At 66.2% G+C, this 21,563-nt stretch carries 16 protein-coding genes and 1 pseudogene; 12 read left to right on the top strand and 5 right to left on the bottom strand.

All coding sequences use genetic code 11. The features are described from left to right. Positions 1-38: 38 nt before the first annotated feature. From QX039_RS30025 to QX039_RS30015, 3 genes are all read right to left on the bottom strand, one after another. A complete protein-coding gene (locus QX039_RS30025; protein ID WP_315740438.1) occupies positions 39-2,513 on the bottom strand; it encodes a DNA translocase FtsK in 2,475 nt (824 codons plus the stop codon). A gap of 11 nt (positions 2,514-2,524) precedes the next feature. Further along, the gene (locus tag QX039_RS30020; RefSeq protein ID WP_315740439.1) at positions 2,525-3,739 is read right to left on the bottom strand and encodes an aminotransferase class I/II-fold pyridoxal phosphate-dependent enzyme; all 1,215 of its coding nucleotides are present in this window, start codon (positions 3,737-3,739) and stop codon (positions 2,525-2,527) included. A 648-nt stretch (positions 3,740-4,387) separates the two neighbouring features. Further along, on the bottom strand, positions 4,388-4,576 hold the full coding sequence (locus tag QX039_RS30015; RefSeq protein ID WP_315716967.1) for a hypothetical protein: 189 nt from the start codon (positions 4,574-4,576) through the stop codon (positions 4,388-4,390). Between QX039_RS30015 and bamA the strand changes: the two genes are divergently transcribed. Further along, positions 4,527-7,028: an outer membrane protein assembly factor BamA gene (bamA, locus tag QX039_RS30010; protein ID WP_315740440.1), complete on the top strand. Its 2,502-nt coding sequence runs from the start codon at positions 4,527-4,529 to the stop codon at positions 7,026-7,028. The genes QX039_RS30015 and bamA overlap by 50 nt on opposite strands. Before the next feature lie 1,183 nt (positions 7,029-8,211). Here the strand turns inward: bamA and QX039_RS30005 are convergent. Continuing rightward, entirely contained in the window at positions 8,212-8,970 is a 759-nt protein-coding gene (locus QX039_RS30005; RefSeq protein WP_315740441.1) for an SDR family oxidoreductase, read from the bottom strand. A 187-nt stretch (positions 8,971-9,157) separates the two neighbouring features. Between QX039_RS30005 and QX039_RS30000 the strand changes: the two genes are divergently transcribed. After that, a complete protein-coding gene (locus QX039_RS30000; RefSeq protein WP_315740442.1) occupies positions 9,158-10,684 on the top strand; it encodes a malonyl-CoA synthase in 1,527 nt (508 codons plus the stop codon). Between the two features lie 7 nt (positions 10,685-10,691). Here QX039_RS30000 and QX039_RS29995 read toward each other — a convergent pair whose 3' ends face one another. Then, positions 10,692-10,949 carry a hypothetical protein gene (locus tag QX039_RS29995; RefSeq protein ID WP_315740443.1) on the bottom strand — a complete coding sequence of 86 codons (258 nt, stop codon included), beginning with the start codon at positions 10,947-10,949 and terminating at the stop codon, positions 10,692-10,694. A gap of 556 nt (positions 10,950-11,505) precedes the next feature. Here QX039_RS29995 and sdhC point away from each other — a divergent pair. From sdhC to QX039_RS29945, 10 genes and pseudogenes are all read left to right on the top strand, one after another. Then, the gene (sdhC, locus tag QX039_RS29990) at positions 11,506-11,904 is read left to right on the top strand and encodes a succinate dehydrogenase, cytochrome b556 subunit (RefSeq protein WP_008965547.1); all 399 of its coding nucleotides are present in this window, start codon (positions 11,506-11,508) and stop codon (positions 11,902-11,904) included. A 20-nt stretch (positions 11,905-11,924) separates the two neighbouring features. Then, positions 11,925-12,299 carry a succinate dehydrogenase, hydrophobic membrane anchor protein gene (gene sdhD, locus QX039_RS29985; RefSeq protein ID WP_315740508.1) on the top strand — a complete coding sequence of 125 codons (375 nt, stop codon included), beginning with the start codon at positions 11,925-11,927 and terminating at the stop codon, positions 12,297-12,299. 3 nt (positions 12,300-12,302) lie between these two features. Next, entirely contained in the window at positions 12,303-14,141 is a 1,839-nt protein-coding gene (gene sdhA, locus QX039_RS29980) for a succinate dehydrogenase flavoprotein subunit (RefSeq protein ID WP_315740444.1), read from the top strand. A gap of 48 nt (positions 14,142-14,189) precedes the next feature. Continuing rightward, positions 14,190-14,972, top strand: coding sequence for a succinate dehydrogenase iron-sulfur subunit (locus tag QX039_RS29975; RefSeq protein WP_315740445.1), 783 nt, complete (start codon positions 14,190-14,192; stop codon positions 14,970-14,972). 121 nt (positions 14,973-15,093) lie between these two features. Continuing rightward, positions 15,094-17,244 (top strand): ATP-binding protein, encoded by a 2,151-nt coding sequence (locus tag QX039_RS29970; protein WP_315770618.1) that lies wholly within the window; start codon positions 15,094-15,096, stop codon positions 17,242-17,244. Positions 17,245-17,308: 64 nt separating this feature from the next. Continuing rightward, positions 17,309-19,264, top strand: coding sequence for an ABC transporter ATP-binding protein/permease (locus tag QX039_RS29965; RefSeq protein ID WP_315740447.1), 1,956 nt, complete (start codon positions 17,309-17,311; stop codon positions 19,262-19,264). A 118-nt stretch (positions 19,265-19,382) separates the two neighbouring features. Then, the gene (locus tag QX039_RS29960; protein ID WP_315740448.1) at positions 19,383-20,210 is read left to right on the top strand and encodes an FkbM family methyltransferase; all 828 of its coding nucleotides are present in this window, start codon (positions 19,383-19,385) and stop codon (positions 20,208-20,210) included. Positions 20,211-20,296: 86 nt separating this feature from the next. Further along, positions 20,297-20,782, top strand: coding sequence for a pyridoxamine 5'-phosphate oxidase family protein (locus QX039_RS29955; RefSeq protein WP_315740449.1), 486 nt, complete (start codon positions 20,297-20,299; stop codon positions 20,780-20,782). Next, positions 20,782-21,000, top strand: a complete 219-nt coding sequence (locus QX039_RS29950; protein WP_315740450.1) for a hypothetical protein — start codon at positions 20,782-20,784, stop codon at positions 20,998-21,000. The genes QX039_RS29955 and QX039_RS29950 overlap by 1 nt, the downstream gene beginning before the upstream one ends. A 244-nt stretch (positions 21,001-21,244) precedes the next feature. Continuing rightward, a pseudogene (locus QX039_RS29945) lies at positions 21,245-21,563 on the top strand (OmpA family protein); the annotation flags it as partial.

The raw sequence follows: 21,563 nt of genomic DNA, 5'->3' as shown, positions 1-21,563 counted from the left end.
CGGGCACCGAAGCGGCGTTTCTGCGGCCATCGGGGCCGTCAGAATCCGCCTTCCTCCTCGGGCACCAGGATCTCGCGCTTGCCGGCGTGGTTGGCCTGGCCGACGATGCCTTCCTGTTCCATCCGCTCCATCAGCGAAGCGGCCTTGTTATAGCCGATCTGCAGCCGGCGTTGAATGTAGCTGGTCGAGGCCTTGCGGTCGCGCTTGACCACGGCGACCGCCTGGGAGAACAGGTCGTCGCCACCGCCGCCGCCCATGCCGGTGGCATCGAACACGGCGCCATCCTCCTCGCTCGGCTCCTCGGCGGTGACCGCCTCGAGATATTCCGGCGAGCCCTGTGCCTTGAGATGCTTGACGACCTTCTCGACCTCCTCGTCGGAGCAGAACGGGCCGTGCACGCGGCTGATGCGGCCGCCGCCGGCCATGTAGAGCATGTCGCCCTGGCCGAGCAGCTGCTCGGCGCCCATCTCGCCGAGGATGGTGCGGCTGTCGATCTTCGACGTGACCTGGAAGGAGATGCGGGTCGGGAAGTTCGCCTTGATGGTGCCGGTGATGACATCGACCGACGGGCGCTGCGTCGCCAGGATGACGTGAAGGCCGGCGGCGCGCGCCATCTGGGCGAGGCGCTGCACCGTGCCCTCGATGTCCTTGCCGGCGACCATCATCAGGTCGGCCATCTCGTCGACGATGATGACGATGTAGGGCAGGGGATCGAGGTCGAGCTTCTCCTCCTCGTAGATCGCCTTGCCGGTCTCCTTGTCGAATCCGGTATGGACGGTGCGCGTCAGCTCCTCGCCCTTGGCGCGCGCTTCGCCGAGACGGGCATTGTAGCCGTCGATGTTGCGCACGCCGAGCTTGGCCATCTTCTTGTAGCGCTCTTCCATCTCGCGCACGGCCCATTTCAGCGCGACGACGGCCTTCTTCGGATCGGTCACGACCGGCGTGAGGAGATGCGGAATGCCGTCATAGACCGACAGTTCGAGCATCTTCGGGTCGACCATGATCAGCCGGCACTGGTCCGGCCGGAGCCGGTAGACCAGGCTCAGGATCATGGTGTTGATGGCGACCGATTTGCCCGAGCCGGTGGTGCCGGCGATCAGCATGTGCGGGGTGCGGGCGAGGTCGATGATGATGGACTCGCCGCCGATGTTCTTGCCGAGGCACAGCGGCAGTTTGGCGACGCTCTCGGTCGCCTCCTTGGCGACGAGCAACTCGCGCAGGTACACCTTCTCGCGATGCGCGTTGGGCAGCTCGATGCCGATGGCATTGCGGCCGGGCACGACGGCGACGCGCGCCGACAGCGCGCTCATCGAGCGGGCGATGTCGTCGGCGAGGCCGATGACGCGCGACGATTTGATGCCCGGTGCCGGCTCCAGCTCGTACAGCGTGACGACCGGACCGGGATGCGCCTTGACGATCTCGCCGCGCACGCCGAAATCCTGCAGCACGCCTTCCAGCGCGCGCGAATTGGCCTCCAGCTCGCTCTTCGACAGCGGCTGGCGGTCGGAGGATTTCGGCGCCGCCAGCATCGAGACCGAGGGCAGGTCGTATTTGTCGTTGGACTTGCGCGCCGGCGTCTTGGCCGCGGGCTTCTTGCGGGCGCGGGGAGCGGGCTCCTCCTCCTCTTCTTCGTCCTCGCCTTCGTCGGCCTCGTCCTCGTCGCCGCCGTGCTCGTCCATCTCGGGCGCGAGCGTCGGCTTGCCCTGGCCGCGGCCCAGGCTCGGCTCCTGCCGGCTTGCGGCGGCGGCGCGCGGCTGCGGGCCTGATGACACCAGCGCGCGGTAGGCCGTGCTCAGGAACCAGACGACCTGCGCCTTCGCGCTCATGATGGCGTGGAACACCCAGCCGAGCCGGATCGCCTTGCGGTCGTCGTCGTCCTCGGGGTCGGCCAGCGGCGTGTCGTCGTCCTCATCCGCGAGCAGGCTCGGATCGGCTTCCTTCGCGCCCATGCCGCCGGCTACCAGCAGGCAGCCGATCATCGCAACCAGAAGAAGGGCGCCGAGCGCCAGCCGATAGATCATACCGGGCGGACCGAACACCACGGCTGGTGCGCGCAGCAGGGCGTCGCCGACCACGCCGCCGAGACCGGTCGGCAGCGGCCAAGCGTGCGAGCGCGGCCAGCAACTGGCAAGTCCGGCGGCGATGACGGCGCCGAGCACCCAGGCGCCGAAGCGCAGCGCCTCGCGATCGAACGGCCGGTGCGTCATCATGCGCCAGCCGCGGATCGCGATCGGCAGGATGACCATGATGGCGCCGAGGCCGAAGATCTGCATCAGGAGATCGGCGCCGATCGCGCCGGGATAGCCGACGATGTTGCGGATCGCGCGCGAGGTGGCGTGGCTCAGGCTCGGGTCCTGCACCGACCAGGTCATCAGCGCTGCCGCGGCGATGCCGGACAGGCCGATCAGCGCGAGGCCCGCGAGCTCGCGCAGCCGCCGCACCAGTGCGTCGCGCAGCGACGTCGGCAGGTGGTTGACCAGGGGAATGACTCGTTCGATCGCCGGCATCTGCATCAGCCCCGCGATTATCCCAGGACCTCGACCAGCCGGTGCAACGCCTCACCGGTGGAGTCGGCATCGGCCACCAGCGCCAGCCGGATATAGCCGACGCCTGGATTGAAGCCGTCGGCTTGCGGCCGCGCCAGGTAGCTGCCGGGCACAACCCGCACGCCGGCGTCGCGATACAGCCGCAGCGTCACCTCCTCGTCGCCGCCGCGATCGGCGACGTCGAGCCAGACGCAGAAGCCGCCATCGGGCCGCCTGTAGCCATAACGGTTGCCGATGATCTGGTCGGCGAGGTCGAACTTGGCGCGGTACAGCCGCCGGTTGTCCTCGACATGTGCCTCGTCGCCATAGGCGGCCACCGCGACATGCTGCAGCGGCACCGGCACCTGCGGCGCCGCGACGTTGCGCAGCTCGTGGAAGGCGGCGAGGAATTTGCGGTCGCCGGCGGCGAAGCCGATGCGCATGCCCGGCACGTTGGAGCGCTTCGACAGCGATTGGAACGCGACGACGTTGGTGTAGTCGGGCCCGGCATGCTCGAGCATGCTGCCGGGCGCCTGTCGCGTGTAGATCTCCGAATAGCACTCGTCGCTGAAGATCAGAAAGCCCCAGCGGTCGGCGAGCCGGACCAGCTTGCGCATGTAGTCCGGGCTGGCCACCGAGCCTTGTGGGTTGGCTGGCGTGGCGATGTAGAAGGCGACGGTGCGCGCCAAGGTCGCCTCGTCGATCGCATCGAGGTCGGGCAGGAAGCCGTTGTCGCGCGTGGTCGGCAGATAGATGGAGTCGCAGCCGGCGGTGCGGGCGCCGACGCCATACACCGGATAGAACGGGTTCGGCATCAGGATCGCGGGCCGTCCGCGGCGCGGGCCGACATGGCGGAGCGCGGCATGGGCGGCGAAGAACAGGCCCTCGCGGCTGCCGTTCAGGACGAGAACCTCGTGCTCGGGATCGATCGCGCGCGGCAGTGCGAATCGCCGCGCCAGCCAGCCGGCGGCCGCCTTGCGGAACGGCTCGATGCCCTTGGCGGCCGGGTAGCGGCCGAACTCGGCGACGTGCTGGGCCAATACAGGCCCGACGAAGTCCGGCACCGGATGCTGCGGCTCGCCAACGGCGAGCGTGATCATCGGCTTGCCCGGCTTGTAGGGGGCGAGCAGCTCGTTCAGCCGCGCAAACGGCGAGCGTTCGCTCTCCGAATGGCTGGCGCCAGCGGGCGCGGGGGATGAAGCGGTCATTGCCATACGTAAAACGCGCGCCAAACCAGTGGAAGCCGCCGATCGCCCATGAACCGGTGCCTTTGTGGTCACCATAGGTGGGGCGAGGTTAAGACGCGATTAACCATCGGCGCTGCCGCCCGTTTTGATCGGTTTTTCCGGCCCGATCCAGAGGCAATTTCGCAACAGCGGCGGACATTATGGTGATTCGGGTGGGGCGGCGGGAACCGTAGGAGGGCAAGGCGACCGCCGAGCAGCGCATTCGCGGTCAGACCGTGGGCATGGCGCTGCCGCGACCTCGGATGGAGCCGCGGCACCGCCGCGCTTCTGCCCATCCTACGGGCCATCGGCTCGCGCGCGAGGGAAAACGGGCGGCCCGGTGCGCCGGAATATCAATGGGAATCTACGCGCACCGGGCCTTGGCCGAACTACTTGGGGGCTTAGTTCGGATGACGATCAATTAGCACCCTCGGTTTTCCCTCGTATTGCCAACTTCCGAAGATTTGTAGAATTTGATTTCGGAAGCCACCGAATGCGGCGCGGCCGGGCCGATTGCTTAACGGAGATGTCCGTCTCGGCCGTGGCTTTCCGGTCGCAGCGCGGGCGACGCACTTATTAGCTGCTCATGCCCTCTGCCGCTCGGTTGGCCCGAGAATCTTGTCTGACCGGAAACACTCAGTCACATCCAGCATCATCAGACATTTCACGAAACGAGATCGGCGCATCGCGACCATCTTTGACGGGCATCAGCGATTCCGGTGGCGTGCCGACGAACGTCTGCGCGCCGAGGACTCTGACTTTCGAAAGAGCGTCGATGATGCGTCTGAGACTGCCGGGCGTGCTTGCCCTGATGCTGCTGGCCATGCCCGTTTCCTCGCTGCCCCGCATGGCCGCGGCGGCACCCGCCGTCGCCAGCGCGATCACCGTCGAGGGTAACAGGCGCGTCGAATCCGACACCATCCGCTCCTATTTCAAGCCGGGTCCCACCGGCACGCTCGATGCCGGCCAGGTCGACGACGGCCTCAAGGCCCTGGTCCAGACCGGCCTGTTCGCCGACGTGAAGATCGACCGGCAGGGCGGCCGGCTGATCGTGCGCGTGGTCGAGAATCCCGTGATCGGCCGCGTCGCCTTCGAGGGCAACAAGAAGGTCAAGGACGAACAGCTCACGGCGGAAGTGCAGTCGAAGCCGCGTGGCACGCTGTCCCGTCCGATGGTGCAGTCGGACGCGCAGCGCATCGCCGAGATCTATCGCCGCTCCGGCCGCTACGACGTGCGCGTCACGCCGGAGATCATCGAGCAGCCCAACAACCGCGTCGACCTCGTCTTCACCATCGAAGAGGGCGTCAAGACGGGCGTGAAGTCGATCAGCTTCGTCGGCAACAACACCTATTCCGCCGCGCGCCTGCGCGACGTCATCAAGACGCACGCAACGAACTGGCTCAGCTTCCTCGGCAACAACGACGTCTACGACCCCGATCGCGTCGAGGCCGACCGCGACCTCATCCGCCGCTTCTATCTGAAGAACGGCTATGCCGACGTTCAGGTCGTCGCGGCGCTCAGCGAATATGACCCGGACCAGAAGGGCTTCCTGGTCACGTTCCAGATCGAGGAGGGCCAGCAATACCGCGTCAGCTCGGTGCAGTTCCAGTCGAGCGTCGCGGCGCTCGACGCCAACACGCTGCGCGGCTATTCGCGCGTCAATGTCGGCGCGCTCTACAACGTCGAGCAGCTCGAGAAGTCGGTCGAGGAGATGCAGATCGAGGCCTCGCGTCGCGGCTTTGCCTTCGCCGTCGTGCGTCCGCGCGGCGACCGCAATCTGGAAGCCCACACGGTGGCGATCGTGTTCCAGGTCGACGAGGGTCCGCGCACCTATATCGAGCGCATCACCATCCGCGGCAACACCCGCACCCGCGACTACGTGATCCGGCGCGAGTTCGATCTGTCCGAGGGCGACGCCTACAACCGCGCGCTGGTCGACCGCGCCGAGCGCCGGCTGAAGAACCTCGACTTCTTCAAAGAGGTGAAGATCACGGCCGAGCCGGGCTCGTCGAGCGACCGCGTCATCCTCGTGGTCAATCTGGAGGAGAAGTCGACCGGCGACCTCTCCGTTTCCGGCGGCTATTCGACCACCGATGGCGCGCTGGGTGAGGTCTCGATTTCGGAGCGCAACTTCCTCGGCCGCGGTCTGTACGCCAAGGCGTCCGTGAGCTACGGCCAATACAGCAGAGGCGTCTCGCTGTCCTTCGTCGAGCCCTATCTGCTCGACAACCGGATCGCGCTCGGCCTGGATGTCTACTACAAGCAGCAGCTGGCGAACAGCTATACGAGCTATGGCGTGACGACGATCGGCTTCAGCCCGCGGCTCGGCTTCCAGTTGCGCGAAGACCTCTCGCTCCAGCTGCGATACTCGCTCTATCGCCAGGAGATATCGCTGCCGTCCTACTATAAGAACTGCAACAACAATACCGCCAACAGCCTGCTCGCCTTCAACCCGACCCCGGCGTACATCAAGAGCGTGCTCGGCGGCGTCGATCCGACCAATTCGACCAGCTCGGGCTATTATGGCTGGGGCTGCTACGGCGATGGCGAATCGAGCCTGCCGGTCCGCAAGGAGCTGAGCGACGGCGCCGCGCTGACCTCCGCGCTCGGCTACACGCTCAGCTACAACACGCTCGACAACAACAAGAACCCGACGGATGGTCTGCTGATCGACTGGAAGCAGGATTTCGCCGGCGTCGGCGGCAACGTCAGCTACCTCAAGTCGGCGGTCGATGCGAAGTATTACTCGCCGCTGGTGGCCGATATCGTCGGCATCATCCACCTGCAGGGCGGCATGCTGAACAAGATCGGCGACAAGGATCTGCGGATGCTCGACCACTTCCAGATGGGACCGAGCCTGGTGCGTGGCTTCGCCTCGAACGGAATCGGGGCGCGCGACATCACTTATGCGAGCCTCGGCGCGACTGGCGACGCGCTCGGGGGCACCAAATATTGGGGCGCCTCGGCGGAGCTGCAGATGCCGTTCTGGTTCCTGCCGAAGGAAGTGGGCTTGAAGGGCGCCGTCTATGCCGATGCCGGTTCGCTGTGGGGCTATCAGGGCCCGACCTCCTGGGCGGCGACCGGCGAGGTCAACACCGCGACCTGCAAATGCGGCCTGCTGTACGATGACAGCAAGGTGGTGCGCTCCTCCGTCGGCGTCGGCCTGATCTGGGCCTCGCCCTTCGGCCCGCTCCGCTTCGACTACGCGGTGCCGCTGTCCAAGGGCAAATACGACACCGTCCAGGAGTTCAGGTTCGGCGGCGGCACGTCGTTCTGAGTGCGGATGAAGCAGGCTTGATTGATCTGCGAGCGTTGGAATCTCGCCTTGACGCCAGCGGCGGTGCGCTCCCCTCCCCCTTGCGGGGAGGGGTCGGGGGTGGGGGTCCACGAATCATGCTCGACATGAGAGTCAAAGCCCATGCCCTGATATCGGCGATAGCGCCGCTTGCTGTTCGCCCGGCGTTCACGCCACTGAAGTCAGCGCCCGCGGACCCCCACCCCCAACCCCTCCCCGCAAGGGGGAGGGGAGCCGACTGTCCAAGGGGAAAGAGATCGTATCGCGCAGAAGACGCCGTCAGCATTCCTCCCATGCGCAAATTGCCCGTCGAGCTACTTTGTCGCACGCTGCCGGCGTTGCATCGTCGGGCAAATCACCTGCACATTTCCGCACGTCCCTGCTGCCGCATGAGGGGCGTTTCGCGACCGTCACGAACCGTTGGCAGTGGGATGCGATGGGCGTGTGTTGCTGCAGCGTGGTCGCCACGCGGACGAACAGCGACACGCGCACGGTCAAGTCGCGCGGTCCTGATATCCCGATGCTGATATCAAGCGGGTGCTGATGCTAACGTGTCGCGCTCGTGATGGTGGCCAACAAGCCCGGCGCACCAGGGAGAACGCGAAGCAGCCGTTAAAACCGTTGCGCGGGGAAGGCCGGGTGTTCTCGGCCAGACCTGTGGTACCTGCCGCCTGCATTTTCTTTCGCAGGCGGGCCACGGGCGCGGCCAGCGCCCGGCCTTCCCCGCGCCCTCATGATTCGAGGGCGGTGAGTTTCAGCACAGCTCGGGCGCATCGTGTCGCGAGAACGAGATCGTTCGCCTTCGAGCTGCTTCTCGGAGGCAACGCCGGGCGCGCCAACCACAGCTGTCGTCCCGGGCAAGCGCGAAGCGCGCCGACCCGGGATCCATAACCACAGGGTTCAGTTGTCTTGCACGGGACTCGCAGCCTGCCCCTTACAAACACCATGCGGTATGGGTCCCGTTCGCAGGGACGACGCCGGTTATTTGGCGCGCGCTTGGCCCTCACGATCTCAATGATAAAGAGAGGGGCCCCAGCTTGCGCTGGGGCCCCTGAACGGTCAGGACATTGCCGGGTATTTGCCCGAACCGAAGTTGCGGACCTGGTCGCGTACGACCAAGTCCTGGGCTGTAGGCGCGCTCGCCGTGCTTGATATTAAGCGCTCCTCAATCCCTGTTGCCCGGCGTCTGAATGAACCCGCGATTCCACGTCGGACTGATCAGGATCTCGTTGACGCACACCCGCGGCGGCATGTTCGCGACGAAGGCGATGGTGCGGCCGAGATCCTCAGGCTGCAGCATCCGCGCCTGCTCCGCGGCGCTCGGCACGACCGGGCGCTGCTCCAGGATCGGCGTGGCGACCTCGCCGGGCATCAGGCAGCAGGCGCGCAGGCCGTTGACGCATTCCTCCATGTTGAACGAGTGCGTCAGCGCCAGCACCGCGTGCTTGGTCGAGGTGTAGGCCGGTCCCGGCATCTTCGAGACATGGCGGCCGGCCCAGGACGAGACGTTGATGATGGTGCCGTCCTGCTGCGCCCGCATCGCCGGCAGCACCGCCTTCATGCAGTAGAGCACACCGTTGAGGTTGATCTCGACCAGCTGGTTCCAGCCCTCGATCGTCATGTCGTCCCAGCGCCGCTTCGGCACGTTGACGCCGGCGGAGTTGACCAGCAGATCGATGCGCCCGTGCCGCGCCAGGATGGCATCGGTCGCGGCCTGCACGTCGGCGGCCTTGGCGACGTCGAGCGGCACGGCCTCGGCCGTGCCGCCCGCCGCGGCAATCTGGGCCACCACGGCCTGGAGCGCGGCCGTGCGCCGGCCCGAGGCGATCACCGTCCAGCCCTCGGCCGCGAGCGCCAGTGCGCCGGCCTCGCCGATTCCGGTGCCGCCGCCGGTGATCCACGCGATCCGTTTTCCCTTGACCATATCCCAGCGTCTCCCGGTTGCCTTCGAAAGGGCGTTTTTGCTAGAGCAGCCTCGATCAGAGATGGCGACCGTGGTGACTGCGATGTCACCGGTCTTGTTCGCTGTCCCGGCCCTTTTCGTCTTCGTCGAGCATGATGTTCCGCCGGCTGGCACTGCCGGCCTGCCGATGCTCCCAGGGGAATGTTGCATGAACCAAGCCGCCAACGCCAATCTGTTCTCCCGCCTGTTCGATGGCCTCGACGATCCCAACCGCCTGGCGATCGAGACCCACGACGGCCAGCGCATCACCTATGGCGATTTGATCGCGCGGGCAGGCCAGATGGCGAACGTGCTGGTGGCCCGCGGTGTGAAGCCGGGTGATCGCGTCGCGGCGCAGACCGAGAAGTCGGTGTCCGGCCTCGTGCTCTATCTTGCCACGGTGCGCGCCGGCGGCGTCTATCTGCCGCTCAACACCGCCTATACGCTCAACGAGCTCGACTATTTCATCGGCGACGCCGAGCCGACCGTCGTGGTGTGCGATCCCGCGAAGGCCGAAGGCATCGGCGCGCTGGCGGCCAAGGTCGGCGCCAAGGTGGAAACGCTCGATGCGTCAGGCACGGGCTCGCTGACGGAAGCCGCCGACAAGGCCGGCTCCGCCTTCACCACCGTGCCGCGCGGCGCCGACGATCTCGCCGCCATTCTCTATACGTCGGGCACCACCGGCCGCTCCAAGGGCGCGATGCTGTCTCACGACAATCTCGCCTCGAACTCGCTGACCCTGATCGACTACTGGCGCTTCACCAAGGACGACGTGCTGATCCACGCGCTGCCGATCTATCACACCCATGGCCTGTTCGTGGCCAGCAACGTCACGCTGTTCGCGCGGGCGTCGATGATCTTCCTGCCCAAGCTCGATCCGGACCTGATCATCAACCTGATGGCGCGCGCCACAGTGCTGATGGGTGTGCCGACGTTCTACACGCGCCTGTTGCAGAACCCGCGGCTGTCGAAGGAGACGACCAGCCACATGCGGCTCTTCATCTCCGGCTCGGCGCCGCTGCTCGCCGACACCCATCGCGAGTGGTTCGCGCGCACCGGCCATGCCGTGCTCGAGCGCTACGGCATGACCGAGACCAACATGAATACGTCGAACCCGTATGACGGCGAGCGCGTGCCCGGCGCGGTCGGCTTCCCGCTGCCCGGCGTGTCGGTGCGCGTCACCGATCCGGAAACGGCCAAGGAGCTCGCGCGCGACGAGATCGGGATGATCGAGGTCAAGGGCCCGAACGTGTTCAAGGGCTATTGGCGGATGCCGGAGAAGACCAAGTCGGAATTCCGCGACGATGGTTTCTTCATCACCGGCGACCTCGGCAAGATCGACAAGGAAGGCTACGTCCACATCGTCGGGCGCGGCAAGGATCTCGTGATCTCCGGCGGCTTCAACGTCTACCCGAAGGAGATCGAGAGCGAGATCGACGCCATGCCGGGCGTGGTCGAGTCCGCCGTCATCGGTGTGCCGCATCCTGATTTCGGCGAAGGTGTCACCGCGGTCGTGGTGCGCCATCCGGGGGCTGATGTCAGCGAGGCCGGGGTGCTCAAGGGCCTCGACGGCCGATTGGCGAAATTCAAGATGCCCAAGCGCGTGTTCGTGGTCGACGAGCTGCCGCGCAATGCGATGAGCAAGGTGCAGAAGAACGTGCTGCGTGATCAGTACAAGGACATCTATACGAAGTGACGGCGGCCTAGCGCCGTCGTCCGATCGCGAGGCCGGCCAGCGCGGCCAGCGGCGGCGCGGCGCAGATCAGCACGAACTCGAGCACGGCGAGCGAGGCGATCTCGTGCTGGATGGCGAATGCGAGACAGGCGGCGAACAGGCCGGAGGCGGTGAAGCCGAGCACGCAGGTCAGGGGCTCCTCGACGGGCTCGTGCGACGACACCTTGCGCGCCGGCAGTGCCGCCGGGCGTTCGGTGGTTGTCGGTCGGACCGTCGGCAGCGGCATCGAGGCTCCCTGCACCGCGTCTGTTGTACCTCGCTCAGACTAAGCTGCTTCGCCCGGCGGCGATATGCGGCAAAAACGACCGGCGGAGGGCTGCGCGGCGTTGCCAGGAACGGGGGAGATCGAGGGGGATTTGCGCCAGCGCAGGCGGTCGCGGTGCGGGTTGTTGCTCCGCGAATCGCTCTGGGCAGGTTTGCAGAATCATCAGATGGCGCTGGCTCTTGTCGCGAAACGGGCGCTCTCAGGACCGTGGTTAAGCGGTGAATCAATGCTCGACATTCCGTGCCATTCAACAGTCTTGCCGCGTTGGGCGCGGCCTTGCTGAGGAGGTAGGAATGAACAATAGTTCGCCGCATCCGGCCATGAACGGTTTCTGGTATACCACGGCGGCCATTGGCCCTTTTCCCACCGGTCGCCTAGTACTGAATCGTCGTTCGGTTTTGGGCGATTTGTTCGTTGCAACGCCTGTTCCTTCTCCGTAAATAAAGCCCGCCTTGCCGATCCACATGGCCGCAAGCCCCTTCCGTTCACGGCCCACAAGAAATCATCAAAGCAACCAATGACAGCCAGGATCGAACGACCGCTTTCGCCGCATCTGCAAACCTACCGCTGGACGCTGACGATGATCCTCTCGATCGTCCATCGAGCCACCGGGGTTGCACTATATTTCGGGACGCTGCTGCTGGCCTGGTGGTTGATCGCCGCCGCGTCTGGTCCCAGCGCCTACTCCTACGTCCAGGGGTTCATGGGCAGCTTCCTCGGCCGCCTGATCGTGTTCGGCTACACCTGGGCGCTGCTGCACCATCTCTTGTCCGGCATCCGCCACTTCGTCTGGGACCTCGGCTACGGCTTCAAGCCCAATGAGCGCGAGACGCTCACCTGGGGCGCCCTGATCGGGGGCATCACGTTGACTGTCCTGGTCTGGATCGTGGCTTACGCAGTGGGAGGCGGCCGATGAGCAACGCACGCGCGAAGTCGATGCGCACCCCGCTCGGCCGCGTCCGCAACCTCGGCGCGGCCCATTCGGGCACCGGTGATTTCTGGCGCCAGCGCATCACCGCGGTCGCGATGACCCTGTTGATCGTGCCGGTCGTGATCGTGGTGATCATGCTGCTCGGCCGCAACCAGGCCGGCGCGGCGCAGATCCTGGGCTCGATTCCGATTGCCGTGATTATGCTGCTGTTCGTGATCGCGAGCTGCTGGCACATGAAGATCGGTATGCAGGTCGTGATCGAGGACTACGTGCACAGCGAGCCGCTCAAGCTCGTCGCGATCATGGCCAACAACTTCTTCGCGGTGACCGTGGCGCTCGCCTCGATCTACGCCCTCATCAAACTGTCCACTGGAGTCTAGGCCATGGCCGGCGGAGCAAATGGCAGCGCGAACGGCGCGCCCGCGACGAACGGAAAAGCATATCCGATCGAGGACCACACCTATGACGTCGTCGTGGTCGGCGCCGGCGGCGCCGGCCTGCGCGCGGTCGTCGGCTGCAGCGAGGCGGGCTTGCGCACCGCCTGCATCACCAAGGTGTTCCCGACCCGCTCGCATACGGTGGCGGCACAGGGCGGCATCTCGGCCTCGCTCGGCAACATGCATCAGGACGACTGGCGCTGGCACATGTACGACACCGTCAAGGGGTCGGACTGGCTCGGCGACCAGGACGCGATCGAATACATGGTGCGCAACGCGCCCGAGGCGGTCTACGAGCTCGAGCATTGGGGCGTGCCGTTCTCGCGCACCGAGGACGGCAAGATCTACCAGCGGCCGTTCGGCGGCATGACCCTGGACTACGGCAAGGGCCAGGCGCAGCGCACCTGCGCCGCCGCCGACCGCACCGGCCACGCCATGCTGCACACTATGTATGGCCAGTCGCTGCGGCACGCCGCGGAGTTCTTCATCGAGTTCTTCGCCATCGACCTGATCATGGACGACCAGGGCGTCTGCCGTGGCGTCATCGCGCTCAAGCTCGATGACGGCACGTTGCACCGCTTCCGCGCCCAGACCACGATCCTGGCGACCGGCGGCTACGGCCGTGCCTACGCCTCCTGCACCTCGGCGCACACCTGCACCGGTGACGGCGGCGGCATGGCGCTGCGCGCCGGCCTGCCGCTGCAGGACATGGAGTTCGTGCAGTTCCACCCGACCGGCATCTATGGCTCGGGCTGTCTTGTCACCGAAGGTGCACGCGGCGAGGGCGGCTATCTCGTCAACGCCGAGGGCGAGCGCTTCATGGAGCGCTATGCGCCGTCCGCAAAGGACCTCGCCTCGCGCGACGTCGTTTCCCGCGCGATGACCGTCGAGATCCGCGAAGGCCGCGGCGTCGGCCGGAAGAAGGACCACATCTTCCTGCATCTCGACCATCTCGATCCGAAGGTGCTGCAGGAGCGCCTGCCCGGCATCTCCGAATCCGCCAAGATCTTCGCCAATGTCGACGTCACGCGCGAGCCGATCCCGATCGTGCCGACCGCGCACTACAACATGGGCGGCATCCCGACCAACTATCGCGCCGAGGTGCTGACCAAGAAGGACGGCGACGACAACGCGATCGTGCCCGGCCTGATGGCGGTGGGCGAGGCGGCCTGCGTCTCCGTGCACGGCGCCAACCGGCTCGGCTCGAACTCGCTGATCGACCTCGTGGTGTTCGGCCGCGCGGCGGCGCTGCGGCTGGCCGAGAAGCTGACGCCGAACGGCAAGCAGCCGGACCTGCCCAAGGACTCCGCCGATAAGGCGCTGACCCGGCTCGATCATTATCGCCACGCCTCCGGCGGCACGCCGACCGCGAAGCTTCGCGAGAGCATGCAGAACGTGATGCAGACCAACTGTGCCGTGTTCCGCACCGGCGAGGTGCTGCAGGAAGGCCACAACCTGATCCACAAGGTGTATGGCGGCATCGGTGACATCGCAGTGTCCGACCGCTCGCTGGTGTGGAATTCCGACCTGATCGAGACGCTGGAGTTCGACAATCTGATCGCGCAGGCGGTCGTGACGATGGACTCGGCGGCGAACCGGACCGAGAGCCGCGGCGCCCATGCACGCGAGGACTTCCCGGATCGCGACGACACGAACTGGATGAAGCACACGCTGGCGTGGATCGACAGCAAGGATGGCAAGACCACGATCGATTACCGTCCGGTGCACAACTACACCATGACCAACGACGTGCAGTACATTCAGCCGAAGGCGCGCGTGTACTGATCGCGTGTGACCTGAGCCCGTCCGTCAAACCCAAGAAGGCCTTCCGAAATGGCTGAGTTCGCACTTCCGAAGAATTCTCAGATCACCGGCGGCAAGACCTGGCCCAAGCCGGCCGGCGCCGCCGAGGTCCGCGAGTTCAAGGTCTATCGCTGGAATCCGGACGACGGCAAGAATCCGAGCGTCGATACCTATTACGTCGACGTCAAAGATTGCGGCCCGATGGTGCTGGACGGGCTGATCTGGATCAAGAACCACATCGATCCGTCGCTGACCTTCCGCCGCTCCTGCCGCGAGGGCGTGTGCGGCTCCTGCGCGATGAACATCGACGGCCAGAACACCCTGGCCTGCACCAAGTCGATGCACGACGTGAAGGACGGCGCGGTCAAGATCAATCCGCTGCCGCATCAGCCTGTCGTGAAGGACCTGGTGCCGGACCTCACCAACTTCTACGCGCAATATGCCTCGATCGAGCCCTGGCTGAAGACGACCTCGCCGACGCCGCAGAAGGAATGGCGGCAGAGCCACGAGGATCGCGAGAAGCTCGACGGCCTCTACGAGTGCATCCTGTGCGCCTGTTGCTCGACCTCGTGCCCGAGCTACTGGTGGAACAGCGAGCGCTATCTCGGTCCGGCGGCGCTGCTGCAGGCCAACCGCTGGGTCAAGGACAGCCGCGACGAGGCGACCGGCGAGCGGCTCGACAACCTCGAGGATCCGTTCCGGCTGTATCGCTGCCACACCATCATGAACTGCGCCAAGGCCTGCCCGAAGGGGCTCAACCCGGCCGAGGCGATCGCGGAGCTGAAGCTCAAGCTGGTCGAGCGGCAGATCTAGCCGGGCCGACCACTTTCGATCTGACCTTCCGCGCCCGAAACTGGTGCAAGTTCCGGGCGCGGCTAGTTTGTAGCTGCCGTCGATTGCGTTAAGCTCGTGGCCCTTTGAAGCCGGAGCGACCGTGCAGACCGCACAACGCAAATCGCTGACGATGCTGCGCTGGATGATGGTCGCGTCCCTCGCGCTTCCCGTCGCGCTGTTCGTGATCGCGGCCTACGTATCCCACGGCACGACATATGAGGAGGCCGATCGCGAGATCCGCCGCTCGCTCGAAATCGTCCACGAGCACGCGCTGAAGGTGTTCGAGACCATCGAACGCAGCCTCTCGGAGATCGACGAGGTCGTCCGCGACCTGTCGGATGCCGATATCAAGGCGCGCGAGCAGGTGCTGCATGCCCGGTTGCGGCAATTATCGGATGCGCTGCCGCAGATGAAGTCCGCCTGGGTGTTCGACGCCAATGGCCGGCCGCTGGTCAACAGCATGATCTATCCGGCGCCGGACATGACGTTCCTCGACCGCGACTACTTTAGTGCCCACGTCAAGGACAGCATCGGCACCTTCATCGGCGCGCAGTTGACGCCGCGGCCGCCCTATCAGGGCGCGCCGTTTTTCAGCATCAGCCGCCGCCGCCAGAGCGACGACGGCAGCTTCACCGGCATCATCCAGGCTTCGGTGCTTCCGGATTATTTCGAGCACTTCTATGCCCGGATCGGCCGGGCGCCCGGCAGCTACTTCGCGCTGCGCCGCTTCGATGGCCTCATTCTGGCGCGCTTCCCGGCCGCCGGGAGAAGCACGGCCGCGGACCCCAGCGACGTCCCCGCCGGGGCCGCAGATACGGAGCAGCTCGTGACCGAGATCTCGCCGGTCGATGGCGTTGAGCGTCTCGTCGGCTATCAGCGGCTCGGTGGCTATCCCGTCTACGTCTCGGCAGGGCTGGCGACGTCGACCATCCGCAACCGCTGGCTCGGCACGATCGGCCGGCACCTCATCTTCGGCATCCCGGCAACCGCGCTGCTCATCGTCTTCCTGGCCCTTGCCCGGCGGCGGACCGAGCGCCTGCATGTCGAGGCCGCCCGCCGCCTCGAAGCCGAGGATGCGCTCAAGCACGGTCAGCGCATGGAGGCGCTGGGACAACTGACCGGCGGCGTCGCGCACGACTTCAACAATCTGCTGACCGTGATCCGGGCCTCGGCCGATCTGTTGCGCCGGCCGAATCTGGCTGATGAGCGGCGGCAGCGCTATATCGACGCGATCTCGGATACGGTGGCGCGCGCATCGAAGCTCACGTCGCAGCTCCTCGCGTTCGCCCGGCGCCAGACGCTGAAGCCGGAGGTCTTCGACATCGGCCGCAGCGTCGTCGCCCTGCGCGACATGACCAAGACCCTGGTCGGGTCGCGCGTCGAGGTCGTGGTCTCCGTTCCCGACGAGCCGTGCTACGTTAATTCCGACGCCGGCCAGTTCGAGACGGCACTGATCAACCTGGCCGTCAATGCCCGCGATGCGATGGCCGGCCAGGGACGTCTCAGCATCACCGTCGCCCCAGCAGCGGCGCTGCCGACGCCGTCGGCGCCGCACGACCGTCCGCCGCTGGGCTATGTCGCCATCACCGTCCAGGACACCGGCGTCGGCATCCCGTCGGAGCATTTCGGACGCATCTTCGAGCCATTCTTTACGACCAAGACCATCGGCCGGGGCACCGGCCTCGGTCTCTCGCAAGTGTTTGGCTTCGCCAAGCAGTCCGGCGGCGAAATCGGGGTCACGAGCGAAAAGGGGCGCGGCGCGACGTTCACGCTCTATCTGCCGCGCGTCGCTCCAGCCCAAGTGCAGCGTGGCGAGGACGGCAGCCATGCGGAGCCGATCGGCGGTCGAGGCATGTCGGTGCTGGTGGTCGAGGACAACATCGACGTCGGCAGATCGGCGACCGAAGCGCTGGCCGAACTCGGCTATCGCACCACGCTGGTCGACAACGCCAGAGACGCGCTGGAGGAGCTGATCGGCGGCACCAGCCGGTTCGACGTCGTCTTCACCGATGTCGTGATGCCCGGCATGACCGGGCTGGAGCTTGCCGAGGAAATCAGGCGGCTCGAGCTCAACGTGCCGGTCGTGCTGGCGAGCGGTTACAGCCATGTGCTGGTGCAGCAGGGCACGCACGGTTTCGAGCTGCTGCGCAAGCCCTATTCGATCGAAGAATTGTCGCGCGTGCTGCACAAGGTCGTTCCCGTGCCGCTGTATCGCGCCCCACCGATGGCGCCGAATACGCAGGTGCCCTGAAAGCGGCGCGAATTGCGCGGGAACCCGGGTGGGAACCTTCTGGTTGCGTTGCTGTTATCGCGGAATGGGACAGGTTCAGGACATCGCGCGGCCGGGGGCACAGGCGTCGGAGAAGGCGCCGATCATCGAGATCGCCGCTGAGAATGGCACCCAGGTCGAGCCGCCGCCGCCCGAATTGGTGGAGCCCGATCCGGAGCTGTCGCCCGAAGAGGCCGAGCAACTGCGTAAGCGCTATCTGCTGACCCGGTTCTGGATCAGCGCCCGCGGCTATTGGGGCAAGAGCGGCGACGGTCTGGCGTGGGCGTTCACGCTCGGGCTGCTGTTCCTGATCGTTGCGACTGTCGGATTTCAGTACGGCATCAACGTCTGGAATCGGTCGATCTTCGATGCGATCGAGAAGCGCGATTCGGCGACCGTCTTTCATCTCACCGCGATCTTCTTCCCGCTGGCGATCGGCAGCGTCATGCTCGGCGTCGCCCAGGTCTATGCGCGCATGGCGATCCAGCGGCGCTGGCGCGCCTGGCTGACCAACAGCGTCATCACCCGCTGGCTGACCAGCGGGCGCTACTATCAGCTCAATCTCGTCAGCGGCGACCACAAGAATCCGGAATACCGGATCGCCGAGGACCTACGCATCGCGACCGATTCGCCGGTCGACTTCATCGCCGGCGTGACCTCGGCGCTGCTGTCGGCTGCGACCTTCATCGTCGTGCTCTGGACCATCGGCGGCGCGCTGACGCTGCATCTCGGCGCAACTGAGATCACCATTCCCGGCTTTCTGGTCATCGCCGCGATCGCCTACGCCGCCATCGCCTCGGGCTCGATCATGACGATCGGCCGCCGCTTCGTGCAGGTCTCCGAGGACAAGAACCAGGCGGAGGCCGATTTCCGCTACACCCTGACCCGCGTCCGCGAAAACGGCGAGAGCATCGCCCTGCTCGGCGGCGAGACCGAAGAGCGCGCCGGCATCGACCGGACGTTCGGCAACGTGCTGCAGCAATGGGCGCGGCTCGCCGGCCAGCACATGCGCACCACCCTGGTGTCGCAGGGCTCCAGCCTCATCGCCCCTGTCGTGCCGCTGCTGCTGTGCGCGCCGAAATTTCTCGACGGCAGCATGACGCTCGGGCAGGTGATGCAGGCGGCGAGCGCGTTCACGATCGTGCAGACCGCGTTCGGCTGGCTGGTCGACAACTATCCGCGGCTCGCGGATTGGAATGCCTGCGCCCGCCGCATCGCCTCGCTGATGATGTCGCTCGATGCGCTGGAACGTGCCGAGAGAGGCGACGGCGTCGGCCGCATCAAGCGCGGCGAGACCACCGGCGACGCGATGCTCAGTCTGAATGATCTGCAGGTGACGCTCGACGACGGTACCGCCGTGGTCGGCGAGACCGAGGTCGTGGTCGATCCCGGCGAGCGCCTGCTCGTCGCGGGCGAATCCGGCACCGGCAAGAGCACGCTCGTGCGCGCCATCGCCGGGCTGTGGCCGTGGGGCGGCGGCAGCATCAACTTCCACCCCGACCGCAAGCTGTTCATGCTGCCGCAGCGGCCCTACGTGCCATCGGGCACCCTGCGCCGGGCCGTCGCCTATCCCGGGGCTGCCGAGGATTGGAGCGTGGCGCAGGTCGGCGAAGCCCTGCACAAGGTCGGTCTCGACCATCTCAAGGACAAGATCGAGGAGGACGCGCCCTGGGATCAGACGCTCTCCGGCGGCGAGAAGCAGCGTCTCGCCTTCGCGCGCCTGCTGCTGCACAGCCCCGACATCGTCGTGCTCGATGAAGCCACCTCCGCGCTCGATGAGAAGAGCCAGGACCGGATGATGGAGATCGTGACGAGCGAGCTGCCGAAGGCCACCATCGTCAGCGTGGCGCATCGTGCCGAGCTGGAGGCCTTCCACAGCCGCAAGATCGTGCTCGAGCGGCGCAAGGGCGGCGCCAAGCTCGTCAGCGACATTGATCTCATTCCGCGCAAGGGACGGCGTCGCCTGATCGGCCGTTTCCTGCGTCAGCGCAAGGCGGCCTGAGCGGCTCGGGTGTTGCCTCAGCGCGGTCCTGGTGACGACACAATGCGGCCACGCCGCCTGCATTGGAGATCGCGGCGAAACCGGCTATCACACGTCGCCCTCAGCCCAGGACGCGACCTTGACGCCCGACAACGATCCTTCTCCGCCCTCCTTTGGTGCCTTCGCTCCGAATGCCGCCCAGGCACTGGTGATCCGGCTGGCGCACGGCTCCGGCCTGAAGCGCGGCGCGTTCCGGCCGATGTTGACGCGCGTCGTCAACGTGCTGGGGGCAGGTCCTCTGGATGTCGGCTATCAGGGCGCCAATTTCCGCTTCTATCATCAGGTCAGTGCGACCGAACGTGGTGCGCTGTTCAATCCCGACTACAATCGTGAGGAGCTGGATTTCCTGCGCAGCCACGTTCCGCCGGGCGGCGTGGTGGTGGATGTCGGCGCCAATGTCGGAACGTTTGCCTTGCCGCTCGCGCGTCACGTCGGGCCGAGCGGTCTCGTGATCGCAGTGGAGCCGCATCCGGTCACACATGCGCGGCTGAGCTTCAATCGCGATGCGTCCGCGCTGTCCCAGGTCAGGCTCGTCGCGGCGGCGGCAGGCGAGAGCGACGGCGAGGTGATGATCGAGACCGATGGCGACAATCTCGGCGCCAGCCACATCGTGACCGGAGAGGCGGGTGCTGAAGCATTCAAGGTCCCGTCGTTGCGGCTGCAGACCATCCTCGAACAGGCCGGAGCGACCAGGGTCGATGCGCTGAAGATCGACGTGGAAGGCTTCGAGGACCGCGTGCTGACCTGCTTCTTCCGTGACGCGCCTGCCGCGTTGTGGCCGCGGGCCGTTGTCATCGAACACCTGTCGCGCGACGAATGGCAGAACGATTGTCTCGCCGACATGCTCGGTCGCGGCTACCGCGAATGCGGCCGCACGCGCAGCAACACGCTGTTGCTGCGCGGCTGAATCGGCATTCTGTCGCCGTCCCCAATACGTCCGGAACATCGGCGCCCCACGCGGCGTTGTCGCTCCTGACATTGAGGGAGCCGGCCATGAGCAACGACGACGCGCGCGACCAGGGTCGCGTTTGGGACCTGATGAAGAAGATCGGCTTCGCGATGCTGGTCACCCGCGACGGTGACAGGCTGCGGGCACGGCCGATGAGCGCCTATCTCGCGCGCGACGAGAACATGATCTACTTTCTCACCGACGCGCGGCATCACAAGGACGAGGAGATCGCGCGATCGCCCCAGGTCAACCTGTCGTTCGCAGACGTCGGCAGCCAGAAATACGTGTCGCTGACGGGCACCGCGGCCATTTCCAACGATCGCGGCAAGATCCGAGAGCTGTTCTCGACGCCGGCCAAGGCCTGGTGGGACAGCGCCGAGGATCCGAACATCCGCCTTTTGAAGATCACGCCCGACGACGCCGAGTTCTGGGACTCGCCCGGCACCATCGTGCGCTACGTCAAGATGGCGGCGGCCGCCGTCAGCGGCACGCGTCCCGACCTCGGCGACCATCGAAAGGTTGCGATGTGATGCCGATCGAACCGCCAGAGATTCCGCCGGCGACGCCGGGCCGCCCGGCCGAACCGCCGCCGGAGGATCCGGTTGGCAATCCGCAGCCCGACATTCCGCCGCCGGTTTACGAACCCGATTCGCCGGCGCCGCCGCGCGAGCTGCCCGGGCAGACGCCAGACGAAATCCCCGGCCGAGGGCCGCTCGGCCCGACCACGCCCAATCCGGCCACGGATTGACCGCGATTGAGTGGTCATGATGATCGCCTGCGAAGGGGCTGGCCGTGCGCCGGTCCCGCATTTCGGCGATTGGGCCAAGCCCTTGAAAATCAAGACTGAATGAAACCTGAATGGCGGCCCTGCGGGGGTGGTTTCGCGTCGAAATAAATCCGCCTGCGGATTTGAACTGCGCCACAATCCGGCCTAACGCATACTCGTTGATCTCTCCGTGCTTGAAAAAGATCGTTCCGGGAAAACAAGACACATGAGCAAACTTCGCGTCCTGCTGCTGGCGACGACTGCGCTGTCGGCGATGCAACTAATGAGCTCCGGCTCCCGCGCGCAGAGCGCGCCGATGATCATGGCGCAGGGTCCAGGCGGCCCCGGCGGCGAGGTCGGCCCGGACGGTCGGCCCAAGCAACCGCCGCAGGGTCAACCGCCAGGCCCGCCGCAGCGGCCGGGTGGCCCGCCGCCGGCCGCTGCACCGCCCCACCAGGCACCGCCTGCAGCTCCGCCGCCACCCGCGGCGGCTCCGCCTCGTCCTGCTCCCCCGCCGCCTCCCCCGGCAGCGGCGCCGCGGCCCG

This window comes from Bradyrhizobium sp. SZCCHNR1043, assembly GCF_032489675.1.
Lineage (GTDB): Bacteria > Pseudomonadota > Alphaproteobacteria > Rhizobiales > Xanthobacteraceae > Bradyrhizobium.
This window is presented reverse-complemented; position numbering and strand designations above follow the sequence as displayed.

Bases quoted from the DNA above. Each gene is read 5' to 3' on its own strand.
- QX039_RS29955 (WP_315740449.1), top strand. From the start codon at position 20,297: ATGAGCAACGACGACGCGCGCGACCAGGGTCGCGTTTGGGACCTGATG.
- sdhC (WP_008965547.1), top strand. From the start codon at position 11,506: ATGACAGCCAGGATCGAACGACCGCTTTCGCCGCATCTGCAAACCTAC.
- QX039_RS29975 (WP_315740445.1), top strand. From the start codon at position 14,190: ATGGCTGAGTTCGCACTTCCGAAGAATTCTCAGATCACCGGCGGCAAG.
- sdhA (WP_315740444.1), top strand. From the start codon at position 12,303: ATGGCCGGCGGAGCAAATGGCAGCGCGAACGGCGCGCCCGCGACGAAC.
- QX039_RS30025 (WP_315740438.1), bottom strand. From the start codon at position 2,513: ATGCAGATGCCGGCGATCGAACGAGTCATTCCCCTGGTCAACCACCTG.
- bamA (WP_315740440.1), top strand. From the start codon at position 4,527: ATGATGCGTCTGAGACTGCCGGGCGTGCTTGCCCTGATGCTGCTGGCC.
- QX039_RS30015 (WP_315716967.1), bottom strand. From the start codon at position 4,576: ATGGCCAGCAGCATCAGGGCAAGCACGCCCGGCAGTCTCAGACGCATC.
- QX039_RS29965 (WP_315740447.1), top strand. From the start codon at position 17,309: ATGGGACAGGTTCAGGACATCGCGCGGCCGGGGGCACAGGCGTCGGAG.
- sdhD (WP_315740508.1), top strand. From the start codon at position 11,925: ATGCGCACCCCGCTCGGCCGCGTCCGCAACCTCGGCGCGGCCCATTCG.
- QX039_RS29995 (WP_315740443.1), bottom strand. From the start codon at position 10,949: ATGCCGCTGCCGACGGTCCGACCGACAACCACCGAACGCCCGGCGGCA.
- QX039_RS30020 (WP_315740439.1), bottom strand. From the start codon at position 3,739: ATGGCAATGACCGCTTCATCCCCCGCGCCCGCTGGCGCCAGCCATTCG.
- QX039_RS29950 (WP_315740450.1), top strand. From the start codon at position 20,782: ATGCCGATCGAACCGCCAGAGATTCCGCCGGCGACGCCGGGCCGCCCG.
- QX039_RS30000 (WP_315740442.1), top strand. From the start codon at position 9,158: ATGAACCAAGCCGCCAACGCCAATCTGTTCTCCCGCCTGTTCGATGGC.
- QX039_RS30005 (WP_315740441.1), bottom strand. From the start codon at position 8,970: ATGGTCAAGGGAAAACGGATCGCGTGGATCACCGGCGGCGGCACCGGA.